Origin of the sequence: Peribacillus sp. NPDC076916 (assembly GCF_050269675.1) — a bacterium.
Classification (GTDB): Bacteria; Bacillota; Bacilli; order Bacillales; family DSM-1321; genus Peribacillus; species Peribacillus aracenensis.
On the sequence record NZ_JBNNIU010000003.1, the window covers coordinates 382,326 to 402,102 of the forward strand.

At 43.2% G+C, this 19,777-nt stretch carries 21 protein-coding genes; 20 read left to right on the top strand and 1 reads right to left on the bottom strand.

Translation table 11 applies throughout. The features are described 5' to 3' along the window. The first annotated feature begins 293 nt into the window (after positions 1-293). The 14 genes from ACQKFG_RS11400 (at position 294) to ACQKFG_RS11465 (ending at position 10,342) form a co-directional block, all read left to right on the top strand. On the top strand, positions 294-434 hold the full coding sequence (locus tag ACQKFG_RS11400) for a hypothetical protein (RefSeq protein ID WP_427558956.1): 141 nt from the start codon (positions 294-296) through the stop codon (positions 432-434). Further along, on the top strand, positions 397-621 hold the full coding sequence (locus ACQKFG_RS11405) for a hypothetical protein (protein ID WP_427558959.1): 225 nt from the start codon (positions 397-399) through the stop codon (positions 619-621). The genes ACQKFG_RS11400 and ACQKFG_RS11405 overlap by 38 nt, the downstream gene beginning before the upstream one ends. Then, entirely contained in the window at positions 618-806 is a 189-nt protein-coding gene (locus ACQKFG_RS11410) for a hypothetical protein (RefSeq protein WP_427558962.1), read from the top strand. Before ACQKFG_RS11405 ends, ACQKFG_RS11410 begins: the two co-directional genes overlap by 4 nt. After that, entirely contained in the window at positions 763-1,029 is a 267-nt protein-coding gene (locus ACQKFG_RS11415; RefSeq protein WP_427558965.1) for a hypothetical protein, read from the top strand. The genes ACQKFG_RS11410 and ACQKFG_RS11415 overlap by 44 nt, the downstream gene beginning before the upstream one ends. 131 nt (positions 1,030-1,160) lie before the next feature. Further along, positions 1,161-2,690 carry a nickel ABC transporter substrate-binding protein gene (gene nikA, locus ACQKFG_RS11420; protein ID WP_427558968.1) on the top strand — a complete coding sequence of 510 codons (1,530 nt, stop codon included), beginning with the start codon at positions 1,161-1,163 and terminating at the stop codon, positions 2,688-2,690. Continuing rightward, positions 2,691-3,644 (top strand): nickel ABC transporter permease, encoded by a 954-nt coding sequence (gene nikB / locus ACQKFG_RS11425; protein ID WP_427558971.1) that lies wholly within the window; start codon positions 2,691-2,693, stop codon positions 3,642-3,644. Further along, positions 3,635-4,474: a nickel transporter permease gene (gene nikC, locus ACQKFG_RS11430; protein WP_427558974.1), complete on the top strand. Its 840-nt coding sequence runs from the start codon at positions 3,635-3,637 to the stop codon at positions 4,472-4,474. The genes nikB and nikC overlap by 10 nt, the downstream gene beginning before the upstream one ends. Next, the gene (locus ACQKFG_RS11435; protein WP_427558977.1) at positions 4,471-5,247 is read left to right on the top strand and encodes an ABC transporter ATP-binding protein; all 777 of its coding nucleotides are present in this window, start codon (positions 4,471-4,473) and stop codon (positions 5,245-5,247) included. Before nikC ends, ACQKFG_RS11435 begins: the two co-directional genes overlap by 4 nt. A gap of 17 nt (positions 5,248-5,264) precedes the next feature. Continuing rightward, a complete protein-coding gene (locus ACQKFG_RS11440) occupies positions 5,265-6,029 on the top strand; it encodes an ABC transporter ATP-binding protein (RefSeq protein WP_427558980.1) in 765 nt (254 codons plus the stop codon). A 69-nt stretch (positions 6,030-6,098) separates the two neighbouring features. Then, positions 6,099-7,436: an MATE family efflux transporter gene (locus tag ACQKFG_RS11445; protein ID WP_427558983.1), complete on the top strand. Its 1,338-nt coding sequence runs from the start codon at positions 6,099-6,101 to the stop codon at positions 7,434-7,436. After that, positions 7,414-8,232: a nicotianamine synthase family protein gene (locus ACQKFG_RS11450; protein ID WP_228467497.1), complete on the top strand. Its 819-nt coding sequence runs from the start codon at positions 7,414-7,416 to the stop codon at positions 8,230-8,232. Before ACQKFG_RS11445 ends, ACQKFG_RS11450 begins: the two co-directional genes overlap by 23 nt. Before the next feature lie 136 nt (positions 8,233-8,368). Beyond that, on the top strand, positions 8,369-8,773 hold the full coding sequence (locus tag ACQKFG_RS11455; protein WP_349727728.1) for a DoxX family protein: 405 nt from the start codon (positions 8,369-8,371) through the stop codon (positions 8,771-8,773). Between the two features lie 4 nt (positions 8,774-8,777). After that, positions 8,778-9,626 (top strand): VOC family protein, encoded by an 849-nt coding sequence (locus ACQKFG_RS11460; RefSeq protein ID WP_427558987.1) that lies wholly within the window; start codon positions 8,778-8,780, stop codon positions 9,624-9,626. Positions 9,627-9,655: 29 nt separating this feature from the next. Then, a complete protein-coding gene (locus ACQKFG_RS11465) occupies positions 9,656-10,342 on the top strand; it encodes an FMN-dependent NADH-azoreductase (protein WP_192206216.1) in 687 nt (228 codons plus the stop codon). A gap of 73 nt (positions 10,343-10,415) precedes the next feature. Here ACQKFG_RS11465 and ACQKFG_RS11470 read toward each other — a convergent pair whose 3' ends face one another. After that, positions 10,416-11,828: a sigma-54 interaction domain-containing protein gene (locus tag ACQKFG_RS11470; RefSeq protein ID WP_427558990.1), complete on the bottom strand. Its 1,413-nt coding sequence runs from the start codon at positions 11,826-11,828 to the stop codon at positions 10,416-10,418. A gap of 382 nt (positions 11,829-12,210) precedes the next feature. Between ACQKFG_RS11470 and pruA the strand changes: the two genes are divergently transcribed. From pruA to brnQ, 6 genes are all read left to right on the top strand, one after another. Further along, on the top strand, positions 12,211-13,758 hold the full coding sequence (gene pruA, locus ACQKFG_RS11475) for an L-glutamate gamma-semialdehyde dehydrogenase (RefSeq protein WP_427558993.1): 1,548 nt from the start codon (positions 12,211-12,213) through the stop codon (positions 13,756-13,758). Between the two features lie 18 nt (positions 13,759-13,776). Then, on the top strand, positions 13,777-14,970 hold the full coding sequence (locus ACQKFG_RS11480; RefSeq protein ID WP_192206213.1) for an ornithine--oxo-acid transaminase: 1,194 nt from the start codon (positions 13,777-13,779) through the stop codon (positions 14,968-14,970). A 22-nt stretch (positions 14,971-14,992) separates the two neighbouring features. After that, positions 14,993-16,258, top strand: coding sequence for a Glu/Leu/Phe/Val family dehydrogenase (locus tag ACQKFG_RS11485; RefSeq protein ID WP_427558997.1), 1,266 nt, complete (start codon positions 14,993-14,995; stop codon positions 16,256-16,258). A gap of 37 nt (positions 16,259-16,295) precedes the next feature. Further along, positions 16,296-16,550: a hypothetical protein gene (locus tag ACQKFG_RS11490; RefSeq protein WP_076364404.1), complete on the top strand. Its 255-nt coding sequence runs from the start codon at positions 16,296-16,298 to the stop codon at positions 16,548-16,550. Positions 16,551-16,786: 236 nt separating this feature from the next. Further along, a complete protein-coding gene (locus tag ACQKFG_RS11495; protein ID WP_349728541.1) occupies positions 16,787-18,151 on the top strand; it encodes a sigma-54 interaction domain-containing protein in 1,365 nt (454 codons plus the stop codon). A 240-nt stretch (positions 18,152-18,391) separates the two neighbouring features. Next, entirely contained in the window at positions 18,392-19,723 is a 1,332-nt protein-coding gene (gene brnQ, locus ACQKFG_RS11500) for a branched-chain amino acid transport system II carrier protein (protein WP_427559000.1), read from the top strand. Positions 19,724-19,777 lie beyond the last annotated feature (54 nt).

Below are 19,777 nucleotides of genomic sequence, written 5' to 3' on the forward strand. Positions count from 1 at the left end.
CTTAATCAAAAATCGGATTATATATCCGCTGAAACTTAAAAAAACCTTGTAAACAGTAATCATTCCGTTTTATAATGAGAGGCAGTTTAAAGTATAAATCGTAATCATTTTGATTTATTCGAAAGGAGCTTTTTAATGAGATTAGGTTTTACAAAATGTGGATTGGTGCAGTAAATCAAGAGTTAGGGGCAATTACTTAAGATTTTGCGGCTATTGCACGAGGTTTAGAGCCGTTACTCACGGGTTTAGAGCAATACTCGTGAAATTGGCGCAATTACTTGGAGTGATTACTCGTGAAATTGGTACAAATACTCGAGTTCGGAGCAAATACTCGGGAGTTTGGGTCATTTACTCGTGAATTTGGCACAAATAATCGTGAGTTTGGAGTGATTACTCGTGAAATTGGTACAAATATTCGAGTTCGGAGTAAATAATCGTGAGTTTGGAGCAAATACTCGTGAGTTCGGAGTAAATAATCGTGAGTTTGGAGCAAATACTCGTGAGTTCGGAGTAAATAATCGTGAGTTTGGAGCAAATACTCGGGAGTTTGGCACAAATAATCGTGAGTTTGGAGTGATTACTCGTGAAATTGGCGCAATTACTTGGAGTGATTACTCGTGAAATTGGTACAAATATTCGAGTTCGGAGTAAATACTCGTGAGTTTGGGTCATTTACTCGTGAATTTGGCACAAATAATCGTGAGTTTGGAGCAAATACTCGGGAGTTTGGCACAAATAATCGTGAGTTTGGAGTGATTACTCGTGAAATTGGTACAAATATTCGAGTTCGGAGTAAATACTCGTGAGTTTGGAGCAAATACTCGTGAGTTTGGAGCAAATACTCGTGAATTCGGAGCATTTACTCGTGAGTTTGGAGTAAATACTCGTGAATTCGGAGCAAATACTCGTGAATTCGAAGCAAATACTCGTGAATTTGGAGCAAATACTCGTGAATTCGGAGCATTTACTCGTGAATTTGGAGTAAATACTCGTGAATTAAGTTTATTCTCGAGGCATTACATAGTTTGATTTCGGATAAGCATTCGGCAATGCGTTGCCTGATTTGTCATGATAGTAAAGCAAAGCTGCAATATAAATCGTAATCAATACGATTTTGTGGCAGCCGATAAAAATAGTTGAGGTAATGGAGGAATTCTATCGTGTTCAGAAAAAGTAAATTGATTCTTATAGTATGTTTATCAGTTTTTCTTTTGGCTGCTTGTTCCACAGAGTCTGCGAATGATGAAGTGGAAGGGAAGAAGGAAGTGAACTTGCTTTTTAATTTTGCGACTAGCTCGCTTGATCCGAATGTTGATACTAGTTATGTGTCACTAAGGGCTGGAATCACTGAGACATTGGTGCATCTCAATGATGAGGATTTGACCATCGAACCTTGGCTGGCGAAAAGCTGGGATAGCAAGGATGGTCAGTTATGGAATTTTGAGTTAAGGGAGGGTGTGACTTTTCAGAATGGAAAGAAAATGGATGGCAAAACGGTGAAGGCTTCCTTGGAGAGGGCGATGAAGGATAGTCCGGCGATCAAGAATGCTTTGCGGATTGAATCGATTGAAGCGGACGGGAATGCGCTGACCATCATGACGGAGGTTCCCTTTCCTGAGTTTCCTTCTGAATTGGTCCATCCTAATACATCGATTATTGACGTGAAGGAAAGTGACTATATAAACAAGCCGATAGGAACAGGGCCATTTGCCGTTTCGAAATTCATGCCTGGTACGGCTGTTGATTTAATACGGTATGAGTCTTACTGGGATGGAGCCGCAAAGCTTGAGAGAGCCAGGTTTTCGTTTAATGAAGATGCCAATGCACGGTCCCTCGCCCTTGAATCGGGAGATGCCGATATTGTTTTCCGTCCTGAAGTGGAAAGCCTGGAAAATTTAGAGGCGATAGATGGTGTGAAGGTTGAATCGACATCCACTTTCCGCGTACATCAAATGACGATGAATTTGGAACGTGAAGCACTGCAGGACATACACGTCCGAAAGGCGATAGATGCCTTGATCGACCGTTCTTCCATTGCTGATACGATTTTACAAGGACATGCAGAAGTGGCAACAGGACCATTTCCGTCCACTTTCTCTTTTGCTCCGAACTATCCGAAAAAAGAGAATGGAATGGAAGCTGCTAAAGGGTTCCTTGATCAGGCGGGATATAAAAAAGTGGATGGGGTCATGCAAAAAGACGGCAAACCGTTAACGTTTACACTTCTTACATACAGTTCACGTGCCGACCTGCCGTTAATTGCCCAAGTTTTTCAATCGGATGCGGGCCAGTTGGGGATTGATGTGAAAATCAAGCAAATAGAAATCCCTGAAGAGTATATGGCGGCCAATCGCGATTGGGATTTAACGACCTACAGCAATTTAACGGCTCCGCGCGGGGATGCCGGCTATTATTTAAATGCTACTTATCATCCAAAGGGAGCCTTGAACTTCAGTGGAACCGATGATGATCACCTGACGTCCCTGATTGATAAGCTGAATGTAACGGTCGAGCAGGATAAGCGTTCGGATTTAGCTGAGGATATTGCGATGTATGTGGATGGACAGGTGTATAATTCTTTCATTTTACATCCGAATACACTTGTTGCTTATGATGACGATAGAGTTAAAAACTGGATCACCTCGAGAAGCGAATACTACATGCTGACGAATGAACTGGATGTGAAGTGAATGTTCAGCATCTTAGTCCGTCGATTCATCGAGGCCGTGATTTTTGTCCTTGTGATTACATTCAACTCTTTCCTTTTTGTTCGGCTTGCTCCAGGGGACCCGGTCCTCTCGATACTTCAAGTGGATGATGTGTCGATCACAAACGAGCAAGTCAATGAGCTTCGCGAAGAATTGGGGTTCAATGATCCGCTGTTAGTGCAGTATGGCGATTGGTTTGCGGATTTTATCCAATTGGATTTCGGTAATTCCTATCTGACGAATCAGCCTGTGATGGAGATGATCATGAGCGGTCTGCCTGCAACACTTGAACTGGCGGTCGGCGCATTGCTTGTGACGTTTGGTATAGCCATTCCATTAGGTTCGCTTGCTGCCTTGTACAGGGGAAGCTGGATTGATCAGATTAGCCGCGCCGTTTCTTTGTTGGGCGCAGCCATTCCTAGCTTTTGGCTGGGGCTGCTCTTGATGGATTTATTTGCGGTACGATGGGGGGCCCTTCCAACAATGGGCAGGGACGGATTTCGTTCTTTGATTCTGCCGTCAGTCACGTTGGGGCTTGCCATCACAAGTGTGTACGTCCGTTTGCTGCGTTCGAGTTTGATAGATTCCCTCAGTCATGATTTCATCAGGGCTGCCCGATCAAGGGGGATTTCAGAAATGCGGATATTCTTTGCCCATGCATTTCGTTATAGCCTGCCCCCGGTCATTACCGTATTCGGTGTCAGCCTTGGCAGCCTGATCGGCGGTGTAGTAGTGATCGAAGTGATTTTTGCCTATCCAGGCATAGGTAAGATGGTCGTGGACTCGATTCGGTCACGGGATTATCCAGTCATTCAAGGGTACTTGTTGGTCATGGCCATCATTGTATTCATCGTTAATAGTGCCGTGGATTTATCTTATCGCTATTTAAATCCGGAGCTAAGGCTGAAGGAAAGGAAGCATGGAAAATGGAGTTAGTTATCAAAAAAAGATCCAAAAGGCGCTGGAGAATGACCGTCCTTTTTACGGTGATGGCTACAGTCCTTGCCGTTGCGGCATACACCTTTCTTGTTCTGAAACATGATCCGGCACTGGTCAATCTGGGAGAAAGGCTATGGCCGGCGAGCGTGGAACATCCGCTAGGGACGGATCATCTAGGTCGTGATGTATTGACACGTCTTCTGCTTGGCGCACGGCTGACGGTTGGCTGCGGTCTTTTATCTCTGTTTGCCGCTGTTATCATCGGCGTCCCGTTCGGGGTGGTTGCCGGTTTTAAAGGAGGTCTGATCGATCGGATCTTCATGCGCATTGCAGACGCATTTCTCGCATTCCCTGATACGATCGTTGCCATTGTGCTTAGTGGCTTATTAGGACCAGGAATCGAAAATCTCCTGTTGGCGATCGTTCTAGTGAAATGGGTGAATTATGCCAGGCTTGTGCGAAGTACGGTGATCACCGAACGTCGGAAGGATTATGTCACGGCTGCTACAATCAATGGATTAAGTCCATTTGGGATTATGCGGAAGCATTTATTTCCGCACATTATCGGGAACGTGCTTGTATTGGCTAACCTTGATTTAGGAAAAATCATTTTGCTCATATCTTCCTTATCGTATATCGGGCTCGGTGCGCAGCCGCCGGCACCAGAGTGGGGAGCCATGCTGAATGATGCCCGTCCATACTTTCAGTCCAATATGATGCTGATGATTTACCCGGGGCTCGCCATCGTATTTGTCGTCCTTCTATCCAACATACTCGGTGATTATTTACGCGATGCATTCGATGTGAAAAAGGAGGTGGAATCATGAGCATTTTATCCTTGAGGAAGCTAAATATCTTGGGAAAGCAACATCATATCGTCAAGGATCTTTCGTTAGATGTGCAGGAAGGTGAGTGGTCCGCACTTGTCGGACAAAGCGGGAGCGGCAAAAGCATGACGGCCATGGCCATATGTCAGCTGCTTGCACCCAATCTCCAAGCGAAGGGGGAAATATGGTACGGGGAAAAAAATCTTTTAACGCTATCTTCCTCTGAAATCAGGAAGATTCGCGGAAAGCGCCTGGCTTATATTTTTCAAGATTACCAGGGCTCATTCACACCGTTCTTCACTATCGGCCAACATTTCGACGAATATCAGCGAACACATTTGAACCTTTCCAAAAAGGCAAGGAGACAGCAAGCGGTAAAGGCGCTCATATCGGTGGGCTTGAATGAAGATATCTACGGCAGATACCCTTTTCAATTAAGCGGTGGGCAGCTTCAGCGTGTATCCATTTCGATAGCCTTGCTGCTTGAACCGGATATTTTGATAGCGGATGAACCGACCACAGCCTTGGACAGTGTATCTTCCTTTAAGGTCTTACAGCTGTTATCAAGGCTCCAAAAAGAAACCGGATGTGCGGTCTTGTTCATCACCCATGATTTACGTCATGTCAAGAAGTATGCGGATCGCATTGCGGTCATGAAAGACGGGGCCATCATTGAGACCGGTGATAAAAATCAGGTATTGAATCATCCGCAGCATGCATATACGAATAAACTGATTCAATCATCTCCATCATTGAGCAGAATTCCATTTTAGCTTGAAGGAGTGTCAGGATGACGTTATTAGAAGTGCGAAATGTCCATAAAAGCTATGATAACGGAGTGGAAATACTAAGGAACGTGAATTTCAGCATCGAAAGGAAGGAATGCCTCGGGTTAGTGGGCGAGAGCGGCTGCGGAAAAAGCACACTGGCAAGGCTCATCCTTCAGATTGAATCCTTTGGCCAGGGCAGCATCCTATTTGAAGGAACCGCGCTGCAAAACAAAAGCGAACGCAGTTTAAAACCGTATCGCAAGTACATCCAAGCCGTTTTGCAAAATCCTGCATCGGCCTTGAATCCAAAACTAAGGATAAAAGATTCACTGATGGATCCATATCTTCAATTTGGCAGCCAGGTCAATATGAAACATTTTACGTATATAAGTGAAGCGAACTATATCGGACAGCTACTGGAAACCGTGGAGCTCCCAAAGAGTCTTGCTGAACGTTATCCGCATGAGCTAAGCGGCGGACAAAAGCAGCGGGTGACCATTGCACGCGCGATTAGCATTGAACCGGCCCTCATTATATTGGATGAACCGACTTCAAGTCTGGACGTTCTGTCACAAGCAGCGGTGCTGAAATTGTTAAGGGGGCTGCAGGATACTTTGGACATTTCCTACCTTTTCATTTCTCATGATCTTTCGGCTGTACAGGAGATGAGCCAACGGATCATGGTGATGAAAGGGGGTGCTATTGTGGATTCTTTCGAAAACGAACAGCTTTTTTGCAGCGATCGCCATTCATACACAAAAGAACTGATTTCGATGTTTGAATAATGAGGTTTCGGGATTTAAATCGTAATGGTTTCGATTAAAGTGAAGTTTGACTCTTAAGGAGGAAGTAAGGTGAACCATCGATCATATTTGGCCATGGCCATTCCACTGACCATATCGACGATAACGACGCCATTGAGCGGTGCTGTGGACACCGCTGTTGTGGGTCAGTTGCCAACCCCCGCTTATTTGGGAGGCGTAGCCATAGGTACGGTCATTTTCAATACCTTATATTGGCTGTTTGGTTTTTTGCGGGTGAGCACTTCAGGGTTCGCTGCACAAGCACTCGGGGCAAACGATGGGAAGCAAGGCATTTTAGCCTTTTTAAGGCCGTTTATACTGGCGATTGTTGCAGGGGTAGGTTTCATCCTGCTTCAGGGGCCAATTGAACATGTTTCCTTAACATTGATGAATCCCGATGCTGACGTCCGAGGATATGCGGCTGAATACTTCAACATTCGAATATGGGGAATCCCATTCACTTTGATGAATTATGTCATATTGGGATGGCTGATGGGGATGTCCAAGATCAAGGTTTCGCTAGTTTTACAGGTGCTCATGAACCTGATGAACATTGCCCTGGATTTGCTATTTGTTCATGGATTCGCATGGGGTGTGCAAGGGGTAGCGATAGCGACTCTTTTTTCGGAAGTGACGGCCTTCTTCATTGGACTGATCATTATTGTGAAAGCGTCGCTGCATCGAATGGAAATGCCACCTTTGAAAGAGATGTTCGATCCTTCATCCATTAAGAAAATGATGTCGGTGAATCGGGATTTATTCATCAGGACGCTTTGCCTGTTGGCCGTTTTTAATATTTTCACGGCAATGGGTGCCTCATATGGAACGGAGATATTGGCGGCGAATGCAGTACTCATCCAAATTCACTATCTGATGGCTTACTTCTTTGACGGGCTCGCAAATGCTTCAAGCATTCTTGTGGGAAAAGCGATTGGTGCGGGAGATAAGCCCTTATATAAGAAGACCCTGATCCTTTCGTTGCAGTGGGGTGTTCTGTTCTCCCTGATGATTGCTGTCAGTTATTATTTATGCGGTGATACCATCCTATCACTTTTCACACGGATGCCAAGTGTCATTGATCTGGCTAACATTTATGAGATCTGGCTTATTTTATTCCCTCTATCTGCTAGTGTAGGCATCGTTTTCTACGGTGTTTTTACTGGGGCAACAGAAGCTGCCCCTATTCGTAACTCGATGATCTATTCCTTGATTGCCTTCTTGATAACACTTTATATTTTTGTACCGGCATATCAAAACCATGCATTATGGCTGGCCTTTACTGTATTCAGCCTAGGACGCTCGGTATTTTTGGCTTTTTATATACCACGGTTAAGCAAAAAATTATTTCCTAATAGGAGTGTGCGCCTTGAAAACGATCAAATGGTCTAGAAACCAGGAAAAAATCATTCATACATATATGGATACTTATAAAATTTTACTAAAAGAAGATGATTTATCACCAAATAACGAAATCATCAATCGCGTTTTAACCGAACTGGTTTCGATGATTTCGATACCGTTGGATCAGCATGTGGCAGAAGAAATTCTCAACCATGATGAAATCCGGTCGATTCGGGATACGATGCTTGAAAAGCTGACGATTGCTGAAACATTGATGGAGAATCATTATGCAAAATTATTTGTTGGCAGTGTGAACACCCTGGATGACTTCCGTTCTTTCATTTATTGGGATAACTACAAAGAACTGATTCAAACGGAGATCAGTGAATTGAAAAAGGTGAAAAATGGTATTCAATCATTCGCATTTGTAGGGACGGGTCCTCTGCCATTAAGTCCATTGCTGCTTCAACGGGAGTTGGGTGCGAAAATGACATGTCTCGATATAGATGAACAAGCCCATTCACTTGGCAGGCGCATCGTCCACGAACTGGATGTCGAAGGGAATTCAGACTATATCTTGATTGATGGCGCCCTTCATGACTACACGGAGTTCGATCTTGTATGGATTGCCAGCCTGGTTCCCAATAAAGAAGAAATACTGGAACGAATATTTCGGACGAACCCTGGCGCAACCGTCGCAATAAGGTCGGTTGACGGCATTCATCGATTATTATATGAGCCAGTTGATGCGACAAAGTTCAGTAAAGTGGCATGTGAGGAAGTCGGAAGAACGATTGCGGATTCTTTCATCATCAATTCAACCATTTATTACACATTTAAATAGTGACATCATGGAACGAGTTGCTCCGGCAATTCGTTTTCTTTTGGGAAAAAGATATTCCTATAAACTTACTTGACATTACAAACTTATTAAAATATAATAACTTACATAAAGTAACTAACAAAAGGAGAATTCATACATGAATAAAAATGATGCAGGTCAATTTTTTTTAAGGGTGATTTTAGGTCTTACTTTTTTCATTCACGGTGTTTCAAAGTTTCAAGGGGGCATAGGGAATACGGCTGGATTTTTCGATAGTCTTGGCATTCCTGGCTTCATGGCATACATCGTTGCAATAATCGAATTGATTGGTGGAATTGCGGTTATACTGGGTTTGGGAACACGAATCGTTTCCGTCCTATTTGCGGTCATTATGGCGGGGGCGATCTTCACGGCAAAATTACCTGCCGGCTTTCTTGGAAACGGGCAAGCGGCAGGCTATGAACTGGACTTGGCGCTGCTGGCCATGTCTGTCTATCTAGTGTGTGCAAACCGTACGGTTCTTTCTTTGGATCATGTGATTTTCAATAAAAAAGGGAAGTGATAATATGGATAAAAATTTTCATCAAAAACCAATTACTTTTGTTGGCGAAGTCAGTATAAATGTATTGGATTTGAATAAGGCCATTGTGTTTTATCAAGAAATCATCGGTCTTCAAGTATTGAAGAAATCCAACCGGCTAGCTGTTTTAACGACAGACGGAAAAACCCCGTTGCTGACACTTGAGCAGCCTGTGGATGTGATTCCGAAAGAAGGGCGGACTACGGGCTTATATCACTTTGCCCTTTTACTGCCAAGCCGTGCCGACTTATCGATTTTTTTACGCCATTTACTTCAAACGAAATATCCATTTGGAGCGGCGGATCATGAAGTGAGTGAAGCGCTGTACATTACCGATCCGGATGGCAATGGCATTGAAGTATACTCTGACAGGCCATCCACTGATTGGAGATGGGCCAGTGGGGAAGTCGCTATGGGCACGGATCCGTTGGATGGGAATGACCTTCTGGAAGAAGGCGATGGTGAGTGGAGCAAACTTCCTGCGGGTACTTTAATGGGGCATATACATCTGCATGTAGCGGATTTACGTAAAACGGAGGAGTTTTACATGCAGGGTCTTGGGTTTACCGTTGTGAATCGATATGGAGGAGCGCTCTTTACTTCAACCGGCGGATATCATCATCATATCGGGCTGAACACTTGGAATGGCGTGGGCGCTCCTGCTCCAAAGGAAAATAGTGTGGGACTGAACTGGTATACTCTTGTTTTTGCAGATGAAGATGCGAGAAACAAAGTAACGGAGCAATTACAAGGAATTGGGGCTGTCGTAACGGAAAAAGAAGGGTTTTTCGCTGTAACAGATCCATCTGGCAATGAGATTCATTTAGTCGTCTAATTTAAAAGCAGAAAGCAAGGGTGAGGATAATGGGATTCTTAAGTAAATTATTTGGAAATAAAGAAACCGCGGCAGGGGAGAATGGAGAAATGACAAAAGTATTATTCGTTAAAGTGAATGATCGTCCAGCAGATCAGGCAATCAGCTCGAAAATGTATGATACATTCTTAAAAGCATATAAAGAGACACACCTTACAGATGAAGTGACCGAGCTGGATTTATTTAAAGAAGAACTTCCGTACTATGGAAATACGGCGATAACCGGGTTGTATAAACGCAACCAAGGTCTTGAACTGACATCCGAAGAGGAAAAGGCGGCAGAACTGGTTGACCAATATTTAAATCAATTCCTGTCCATGGATAAAGTGGTATTCGCTTTCCCTCTATGGAACTCAACGGTTCCTGCACCGCTAATCACATACCTTTCCTATTTGGCACAAGCCGGTAAAATGTTCAATTATACGGCGGAAGGTCCTGTCGGGTATGCTGGTGATAAAAAAGTCATGCTATTGAATGCCCGCGGTTCTGATTATGCATTGGAAGGAATGGCTTCTGCTGAAATGGCCGTGAATTTAGTGAAAAATATCATTGGTCTATGGGGAATCAACAATCCGGAGGTCGTGGTCATTGAAGGCCATAATCAGTATCCGGACCGGACACAAGAAATCATCGCGGATGGTTTGGAAAACGTTACAAAAGCGGCTGAAACATTCTGATTACAAGTCGAATGAATAGCAGGCAAAGAAGGCCCTCCATCTTAATGGGGGCCTTTTTTGTGCGGGAATGATGTTATTTGACCTGATACTTTTTCAAGCGGTATTGAAGGCTTTGGCGGCTTATATTCAATGCCTTGGCAGCTTGGGAGATATTCATGCTATGTTCTTTCAAGATTTTCTCCAAATATTGCTTTTCAGTATTGGCAATATAATCATCAAGAGATAAGGTCGACTCCTGTAAATCTCCATTTGCATGATTCTCTTTTCTTTCGGGATGAATGTCTTCCAAATGGGCTTTCTTCCTAAATAGCGTCGGAAGGTGGGTGATGGCAATCTTTGTATCGCCAGGTTCCATTAAATTCATGGCCCCCTCAATGATATGTTCAAGTTCCCTTACGTTCCCGGGCCAGTCGTAATCATAAAAAAGCGAGTAGACCTCTTCACTGATCCCTTCAATATTCAATTCGAACAGCGCATTGAATTTCTCGATGAAGGATTGCGCCAGCAAGGGAATATCCTCTTTTCGTTCACGAAGAGGCGGGATGAATAACGAAACGACACTTAATCGATAATATAAATCCTTTCGTAAATGATCATTTGCAATGGCATCTATTGGATCTTCATTTATCGTTGCTATGACCCGTACGTCAATTTTTTTATCTTTTGTATCCCCAACGCGGCGAATCGTCCTTTCTTGAAGGGCCCTTAATAATTTCGCCTGCATATTCGGATTTAAGGAATTGATTTCATCAAGAAGGATGGTCCCGCCTTGTGCCTGTTCGAATAAACCTGGCCTTTCAATCGATCCGGTGAAGGCCCCTTTCTTGGTACCAAAAAGAATTCCTTCAATAAGACTATCTGGCAGGGCAGCACAGTTTTGGCTGATGAAAGGATGTGTCGAACGGCTGCTGCCATTATGGATGCTTTGGGCAAAGAGTTCTTTTCCCGTTCCCGTCTCCCCGACAATGAGGATGGAGGATGCCGTCCTGGTCGAACGCTTGCTTTTTTCAATGACTTCCAAGAAATTCTCACTCGTTCCGATGATGCTGTCAAACGTATATTTCGTATCGCCTTTATTCAGGATATTATCTTTAATGATTCTTTCAAGATTCGTTATATCCTTTGCCACTTCAATGGCTCCGATGATATTTTGATTCTGGTCCAAAATCGGAAATGTATTATTGATTGTTGTAATTTCCTGTCCGAGATTATTGAAGTAGGTCTGCTTCGAGTTTTCGGTTTTCCTTCCAGAATGAAGCGCCCGTATTAATGTGCTCTCCGTTTCTTCCTTGAATTTAAAGATCTCGTGAATCTTTTTCCCTAATACCTCTTCCGAATCCATGCCTTCTATTTCAGCCATTTTCTTGTTATATATAATGGTCCGCCCTTTTATATCGATTATATGTAACCCGATATCGATTACGTCCACTAGTGAGTGGAGGATGGTTTGGAAACCTTCTATTTTAATGATTTGATCTAAATGCATGAATGCCTCCCGTTTTTCTTCTTTTCTTAGAGCTATTGTAGAGGAATTGTAGCAAAGGCGCAAATAAAATTTGCACAGCAAGAATATTTTGCATTGAAGTGCAAAAATATTTTGCGGAAAAAGTGAAAAAACGCTGTTTTTTATGGTTTTTCTAGTTGGCATGAATTTTGCATTAATAAAAAGTGTAAGGTTTAAGCGACAAAAAAAGGGATTAGAGCAAAAAATAATGGCATACTATGTCAGTTTTGCCCCAAAAGTGCTGAATTTCATTGCATTTTAAAAGTAAATACATTATTTTTTCAAAAAAATGAAAAGTTGGCACGGAACTTGCTTTATTAATAAGCGAGAAGTAAAAACATAAACTTTAGGGAGATGAGCCATAATGGTCCAACCATATAAACACGAACCATTTACTAATTTTAAAATCGAAGAAAACAAAAAAGCTTTTCAAGCGGCATTGAATGATGTAGCTAATGATTTAGGGAAGAAATATCCGCTGATCATTAATGGTGAAAAAGTGTTTACTGATGAAGTCATTACCTCTGTAAACCCAGCAAATAAAGAAGAAGTTATCGGAACCGTATCCAAAGCGAATAAGGATCTTGCTGAGCAAGCGATGCAAGCGGCAGATAAGACATTCCAAACTTGGAGAAAAACGAACGCGGAAGTGCGTGCGAATATTTTATTCAGGGCTGCAGCCACCGTTCGGAGAAGAAAACATTATTTCTCGGCACTATTGGTTAAAGAAGCAGGGAAGCCTTGGAATGAGGCGGATGCAGATACAGCGGAAGCGATCGACTTCATGGAATACTATGCACGTCAAATGCTGAAGCTTAAAGACGGCATGCCAGTGGAAAGCCGTCCGATTGAACATAATGGTTTCAATTATATCCCACTTGGTGTCGGAGTCATCATCTCACCTTGGAACTTCCCGTTTGCGATCATGGCAGGCATGACGACGGCTGCTCTTGTTTCAGGAAATACAGTCTTATTGAAACCGGCCAGTACAACACCGGTCATTGCAGCTAAATTCATCGAAGTGTTGGAAGAAGCGGGCTTGCCTGCCGGAGTCGTGAACTTCATTCCAGGAAGCGGTGCCGAAGTGGGCGATTATTTGGTAGATCATCCTCGTACACGTTTCATCAGCTTTACTGGATCTCGTGATGTTGGAATCCGCATTTATGAGCGTGCTGCAAAAGTTCAGGAAGGCCAAATTTGGTTAAAACGTGTCATCGCTGAAATGGGCGGTAAAGATACGATCGTTGTTGATAAAGAAGCAGATCTGGAATTGGCGGCACAATCAATCGTCGCTTCTGCATTCGGATTCTCCGGTCAAAAATGTTCTGCTTGTTCACGTGCCGTCATAGTGGAAGATGTATATGACCAAGTCTTGAATCGTGCCATTGAATTAACGAAAGAAAAAACAATCGGGGAACCAACGGATGTAAGCAACTTCATGGGTCCGGTCATCGATCAAGCCGCTTACGACAAAGTCATGAGCTACGTTGAAATCGGTAAAGAAGAAGGGAAAATTGTTGCAGGGGGAGAAGGAGACAATTCAAAAGGTTTCTTCATCCAGCCAACTATCATTGCCGATGTGGATGAGAACGCACGCGTCATGAAAGAAGAGATTTTCGGACCAGTGGTTGCATTCTGTAAGGCTAAAGATTTCAATCATGCAATCGAGATTGCCAATAACACGGATTATGGATTAACGGGTGCAGTCATCTCGAACAATATCGAACATATCGAACAAGCGCGTGAGGATTTCCACGTAGGTAACTTGTATTTCAATCGCGGCTGTACTGGTGCCATTGTAGGATACCAGCCATTTGGCGGATTCAATATGTCAGGTACAGATTCAAAAGCGGGCGGTCCTGATTATTTAGTTCTTCATCTTCAAGGAAAAACAACATCTGAAACGCTATAAATTTTAGGGGGAATCAACATGACAACAGTAACGGAAAAATTAATCGAGCAAACAGAACAATATGGTGCAAACAATTATAATCCACTTCCAATCGTCATCGCGAAGGCAGAAGGAGTTTGGGTGGAAGATCCTGAAGGCAACAAATATATGGATATGCTAAGTGCCTATTCAGCAGTGAACCAAGGCCACAGGCATCCGAAAATCATCGACGAATTAAAAAAACAAGCTGATCGCGTAACATTAACGTCCCGTGCATTCCATAGTGATAAATTGGGACCATGGTATGAAATGGTTTCCCGCATTACGCAAAAAGACATGGCACTGCCTATGAATACGGGTGCTGAAGCCGTTGAAACGGCAATCAAGGCTGTTAGACGCTGGGGTTATGATGTTAAGGGAATCGCAGAAAACCAAGCTGAAATCATTGCTTGTGTCGGTAACTTCCATGGCCGTACAATGGCAGCGGTGTCCTTATCATCCGATGAGGAATATAGAAGGGGCTTCGGACCGATGCTGCCAGGGATCAAGCTTATCCCTTACGGCGATCTTGAAGCATTGAAAGAAGCGATTACACCGCAAACGGCTGGATTCTTAATCGAACCGATTCAAGGTGAAGCGGGAATCATCATACCGCCACAAGGATTCTTAAAAGAAGCTTACGACTTATGTAAAGAAAATAATGTCCTATTCGTTTCTGATGAAATTCAGTCAGGACTTGGACGTTCAGGAAAAATGTTCGCCTCTGACTGGGATGGAGTAGTTCCGGACATGTACATTTTAGGTAAAGCGCTGGGCGGCGGGGTTTTCCCAATCTCTTGCGTAGCTGCAAACCGTGAAATCCTTGGCGTATTCAATCCTGGTTCACATGGTTCTACATTCGGCGGCAATCCATTGGCATGTGCGGTTTCCATCGCTTCATTGGAAGTTCTTGAAGAAGAGAAGCTTGCGGAACGTTCATTGGAGCTTGGACAATACTTTATGGATAGTTTAAAAGAAATCAAGAATCCAATGATTAAAGATATCCGCGGCAGAGGCTTATTCATCGGAGTCGAATTAACGGAAGCCGCAAGACCTTATTGTGAGCAGCTTAAAGAAGAAAAACTGCTATGTAAAGAAACACATGATACAGTTATCCGTTTTGCTCCGCCATTAGTGATTACAAAAGAAGACTTGGATTGGGCAATCGAACGCATTAAAAGAGTTTTATCCTAATATACCTATGAGGTGAATTCCATTGAGTACAACTGTCAAAGAAGAAAAAGAAACTGCCAGCTTGCTTGATTCAACACAGGTCGTAATCAAGGAGGCGCTTGATAAGCTTGGCTATTCTGAAGAAGTGTTCGAGCTATTGAAGGAACCTCTCCGGATGCTGACCGTCCGGATTCCGATTAAGATGGATGACAATACGACGAAGATTTTCACTGGATACCGTGCCCAGCACAACGATGCTGTCGGTCCGACGAAAGGCGGAATCCGTTTTCATCCCGAAGTCGATGAGGAAGAAGTCAAGGCACTTTCAATGTGGATGAGTTTGAAATGCGGAATCGTGAATCTGCCATATGGCGGAGGAAAAGGCGGCATCATCTGTGATCCGCGCCAAATGTCCATCGGTGAATTGGAAAGGCTTAGCCGTGGATACGTTCGGGCAATCAGCCAAATAGTGGGGCCGACAAAAGATATTCCGGCCCCGGATGTTTATACGAATTCACAAATCATGGCATGGATGATGGACGAGTACAGTAGAATAAGAGAACACGATTCTCCTGGTTTCATTACAGGTAAGCCACTGGTACTGGGCGGTTCACACGGTAGGGAAAAGGCGACTGCACAAGGTGTCACAATCTGTATCGAGGAAGCGGCAAAGCGTAAGGGCATAGAGTTGAAAGGTGCACGCATCATCGTCCAAGGGTTTGGGAATGCAGGAAGCTTTTTGGCCAAATTCATGCATGATGCAGGTGCGAAAGTGATTGGTATATCGGACGCATATGGTGCCATTTATAACCAGGATGGTCTGGATATCGATTACTTACTTGATAAAAGGGATAGCTTTGGAACGGTAACGACACTATTCGATAATACAATCACCAATCAGGAACTTCTGGAACAAGATTGTGATATTTTAGTGCCTGCTGCCATCTCCAATCAAATCACCAAAGAAAATGCACATCTTATCAAAGCCCCAATTGTCGTGGAAGCAGCGAATGGACCTACCACTTTGGAGGCAACCAAGATCTTGACGGAACGCAATGTGCTTCTCGTACCTGATGTATTGGCAAGTTCGGGCGGTGTGACAGTTTCTTACTTTGAATGGGTTCAAAATAATCAAGGTTATTATTGGGAAGATGCTGAAGTCCAAACCAAATTAAAAGAGTTATTGGTCAATTCATTTAATCAAGTTTATGAAATGTCCGCGACAAGAAAAGTGGATATGAGGCTGGCAGCGTATATGGTGGGTGTCAGAAAAATGGCAGAAGCCTCCATATTCCGTGGCTGGGTATAAGCTTTAGTCAAATAATGGAGAGTGGAGGAGTGATTCCGTGTTAAAACCGATTCATACCATCGAGTGTGCTCAGGATGGGACCGTCGAACAAGTTTACGTTCAAAAGAATTCCTATGTTTATGAATGGGAGAGGCTCTTTTTAGTGAAAACGGAGGATGGGAAATTGATTGATGTTTCAATAGGTGCCAGTGGTCACATTACTGAAATTAATGTTTCGGCAGGGGATCCTATTAATAGAAAGCTTCCTTTAGCTTTGCTCCAAGACGATTTTGTTATAACTGGCTCTGATTGATCATAGGAAAAGAGGGTGTTCCAAAGGCGGAAGCGATTTCTGCTTTGGGATGCTCTTTTTTGTTGTGATCATTTAAATGGTAATCATAAAGCCAGGAAAAAGTTTGAAAAGAAAAAACGCCCTGTTTCATGATAAAATATCAGAATGATTGGAAAATGCACGAAGCAGGCTACAACCGATCTGCGGTATTGTCAGGGTTGAATATGTAAAGTTGAGAGGAGGCGGGAAGGGTGAATATGGATGTGGATATATTCAGGCGATTATCCGATTTTGATAATGTTTTGGTCGTAGATGATAAAGGGATGATCATTTTTTATGATATGGCAGATTTAAATGTCCTTAAAGAGCTTGGGATAAGGCCGGAAGAATTCATGGGGAAGAGTGTCACTTCCTTTTATAAAAACATCACGAACGAAAACAGTACGCTCATGAATGTGTTAAGGACGGGAAAACCGTTATGTAATATAAAACAAGAGATGATCACGAAAACGGGAGAGGTCATCGAAACGATCAATTCCACATTTCCGATAGCCGAAAACGGTAAAATCATTGGGGCCGTGGAATTCTCTAAGCGTTTCTTTTCCAAGGATGCCATCCAACATTTGGACAAATATTCGAGCCATAAAATTTTCAGGAGAAATAATACCGTTTATACGATCGATGATATCATCACGGTTAACCCTAAAATGGAAAGCATTAAAGATAAACTTGGAAGAATTGCGCTAACGACCTCAAATGTGTTGATCGTTGGGGAAACGGGCACAGGAAAAGAACTTATCGCCCAGGCGATCCATAATTTAAGCGATCGATTTGGAAAGCCCTTCATTTCACTTAACTGCAGTGCAGTTCCTGCTAGTTTATGGGAAAGCACTTTGTTTGGTACGAATAAAGGGAGCTTCACCGGGTCGGAAGATATGCCGGGTCTATTCGAACAGGCCGAAGGGGGAACTTTATTTCTGGATGAAATCAATTCCTTGGATATTGATCTTCAGGTGAAGCTTCTGAAAGCGATTGAAGAGAAAACGATCAGGAGACTGGGCGGAAAGAAAAATATCCGCTTGGACATTAGGGTGATTTCAGCAACGAATGAGGTACCGGATATTTTACTGGCGGAGAAACGGCTGCGGGAAGATTTATTCTATAGAATAGGTGTCGTACAGATTGACTTGCCAAGCTTAATGGAAAGAAAAGAGGATATAGAAGTCCTTGTTGACCATTATCTGAATTTTTACAACAATACCATGAATATTTATATAGACGGTGTTCAGGATGAAGTGCTCCAATGCTTCAAAAGATATCCATGGCCAGGGAATATCAGGGAATTGAAAAATGCGGTCGAGACGGCATATAATCATGTCCAGTCAAGTAGAATCACCCTTGATGATATTCCTGGAAGAATCAGAGATTATACGGAGACTCCAATGGCTGAAGACAACAATCTTAATGTGGATTCCTTAAAGGATGCGGTTCAGCAATATGAAAAAGAGATCATTGTTCGTCAATTGAAAAACACGAATGGGAAAATTGCGGAATCTGCCAGACAGCTTGGCATCTCCAAACAATTATTGAAATATAAAATGGAGAAACATAAATTGCGGTAAAATTTTTTTTACGCTAGGGGGAAAAATTTCACCACTTCATAATGGATTTTGATAATCGAAGGGTCACCATTCTATACGCTAAATAGAATCGTGGCCCTTTTTGCCTTGTATGTAGCGTCATAGGTCAGTATGGATAAAAACTATTAAAATATTATTAAGATTGGCACGGTATTTGCTTATTACTAGGATAGGCGTATGAAAAGAGGCTTCATTGAGTGATAAAAAAATAGAGGTGAATGGATGAATACAAACAAGATAGTACGTGACAGCCTTATTTTTGGTTTTGCTTTATTTGCCGTATTTTTTGGGGCTGGCAACCTGATTTTTCCTCCGTCGATCGGACTTGCATCAGGTTCGGATTGGCTTGTGGCGCTGGTTGGCTTCATTCTTACGGGAATCGTACTCCCTATACTGGGAGTTGTGGCGGTCCTGAATTCAAAAGGGAAATTTGAAGAACTGACAAGGCCGATAAGCCCCTGGTTTTATAAGGTATTCAATCTGGTCGTCATGATAGGGATTGCGATGCTCGTCACTGTACCCCGGACGGCCGCTACGACTCATGAGATGGGGGTTCATACATTATTCCCGAATGTACCATCTTTCGTGACGATGATCATTTTCTTTGGATTGAATTTTTATTTTGCCAGCGATCGATCCAATCTCATTGATAAAGTCGGACAAGTGCTAACGCCTGCACTGTTCACGATTCTTCTTTTTATCGTCATCAAAGGAACATTCGATCCATTGGGGGCGCCTGTAAATACGGAAATTCAAAATCCGTTCGGTCACTCTTTTTTTAGTGCTTATCAGACGGGTGACGTATTCACGGGCCTTCTTTGTGCCTCGGTTTTCATTGGTTCGATTGCGGCAAAAGGCTATGCCGAACCTTCCAAAATGAAGAAAGTTGTCATGAATGGAACCATAGTGGCTGGTTTGGGATTGTTCATCATATACGGGGGGCTTCTGTATATCGGTGCTACAGGAAGCGGTTTATTCCCTGCTGATATGGAGAGTGCGCATCTGGTGACGGGCCTGGTTTATAATCTGCTTGGAGATTACGGCACGATTGCATTGGCCATAGCGGTCTCATTAGCGTGCCTTACCACCTCGATTGGAATAACCGCTTCGATAGCGGACTTCCTTAGCGGGTTGACGAAGCAAAAAGTGATTTACCGTAATTGGGTGATCGTCGTTTGCGCCACTGGAGTGTTGATGGGTCTAATGGGTGTCGAAAAGATCATCGACTATTCCGTACCATTATTCATGGGAATTTACCCAGTTTCGATTGTGGTTGTCTTACTTGGCGTTTTCCGCAAATACATACCAAACGCGGGAGCCTATAAGGGGGCGGTCCTGGCAACTTTCATCATCAGTTTATTAGAAACATTGGAAAGCATCGGCCTCCATATGGGATTCATGAATGATTTCATTTCCATCATTCCATTCAGTTCGTATGGGTTTGCATGGCTCATTCCGGCGGTACTTGGATTCGTGGCAGGAACGTTCATCCACGGAAAACAGGCTCAGGAAATTCCTTCTAGCCCCATGAATGGCGAAAACCATTCATCTTAAATGCTGAGAAAGGGCATAAGTTTAAAAATAGTAATAAATGGGTGAAATTGATTT

Excerpts from the sequence above, each read along its gene's own strand:
- ACQKFG_RS11435 (WP_427558977.1), top strand. The coding sequence starts at position 4,471 with ATGAGCATTTTATCCTTGAGGAAGCTAAATATCTTGGGAAAGCAACAT.
- nikC (WP_427558974.1), top strand. The coding sequence starts at position 3,635 with ATGGAGTTAGTTATCAAAAAAAGATCCAAAAGGCGCTGGAGAATGACC.
- ACQKFG_RS11465 (WP_192206216.1), top strand. The coding sequence starts at position 9,656 with ATGGGATTCTTAAGTAAATTATTTGGAAATAAAGAAACCGCGGCAGGG.
- ACQKFG_RS11495 (WP_349728541.1), top strand. The coding sequence starts at position 16,787 with ATGGATGTGGATATATTCAGGCGATTATCCGATTTTGATAATGTTTTG.
- nikB (WP_427558971.1), top strand. The coding sequence starts at position 2,691 with ATGTTCAGCATCTTAGTCCGTCGATTCATCGAGGCCGTGATTTTTGTC.
- ACQKFG_RS11440 (WP_427558980.1), top strand. The coding sequence starts at position 5,265 with ATGACGTTATTAGAAGTGCGAAATGTCCATAAAAGCTATGATAACGGA.
- ACQKFG_RS11480 (WP_192206213.1), top strand. The coding sequence starts at position 13,777 with ATGACAACAGTAACGGAAAAATTAATCGAGCAAACAGAACAATATGGT.
- ACQKFG_RS11470 (WP_427558990.1), bottom strand. The coding sequence starts at position 11,828 with ATGCATTTAGATCAAATCATTAAAATAGAAGGTTTCCAAACCATCCTC.
- brnQ (WP_427559000.1), top strand. The coding sequence starts at position 18,392 with ATGAATACAAACAAGATAGTACGTGACAGCCTTATTTTTGGTTTTGCT.
- pruA (WP_427558993.1), top strand. The coding sequence starts at position 12,211 with ATGGTCCAACCATATAAACACGAACCATTTACTAATTTTAAAATCGAA.
- ACQKFG_RS11460 (WP_427558987.1), top strand. The coding sequence starts at position 8,778 with ATGGATAAAAATTTTCATCAAAAACCAATTACTTTTGTTGGCGAAGTC.
- ACQKFG_RS11455 (WP_349727728.1), top strand. The coding sequence starts at position 8,369 with ATGAATAAAAATGATGCAGGTCAATTTTTTTTAAGGGTGATTTTAGGT.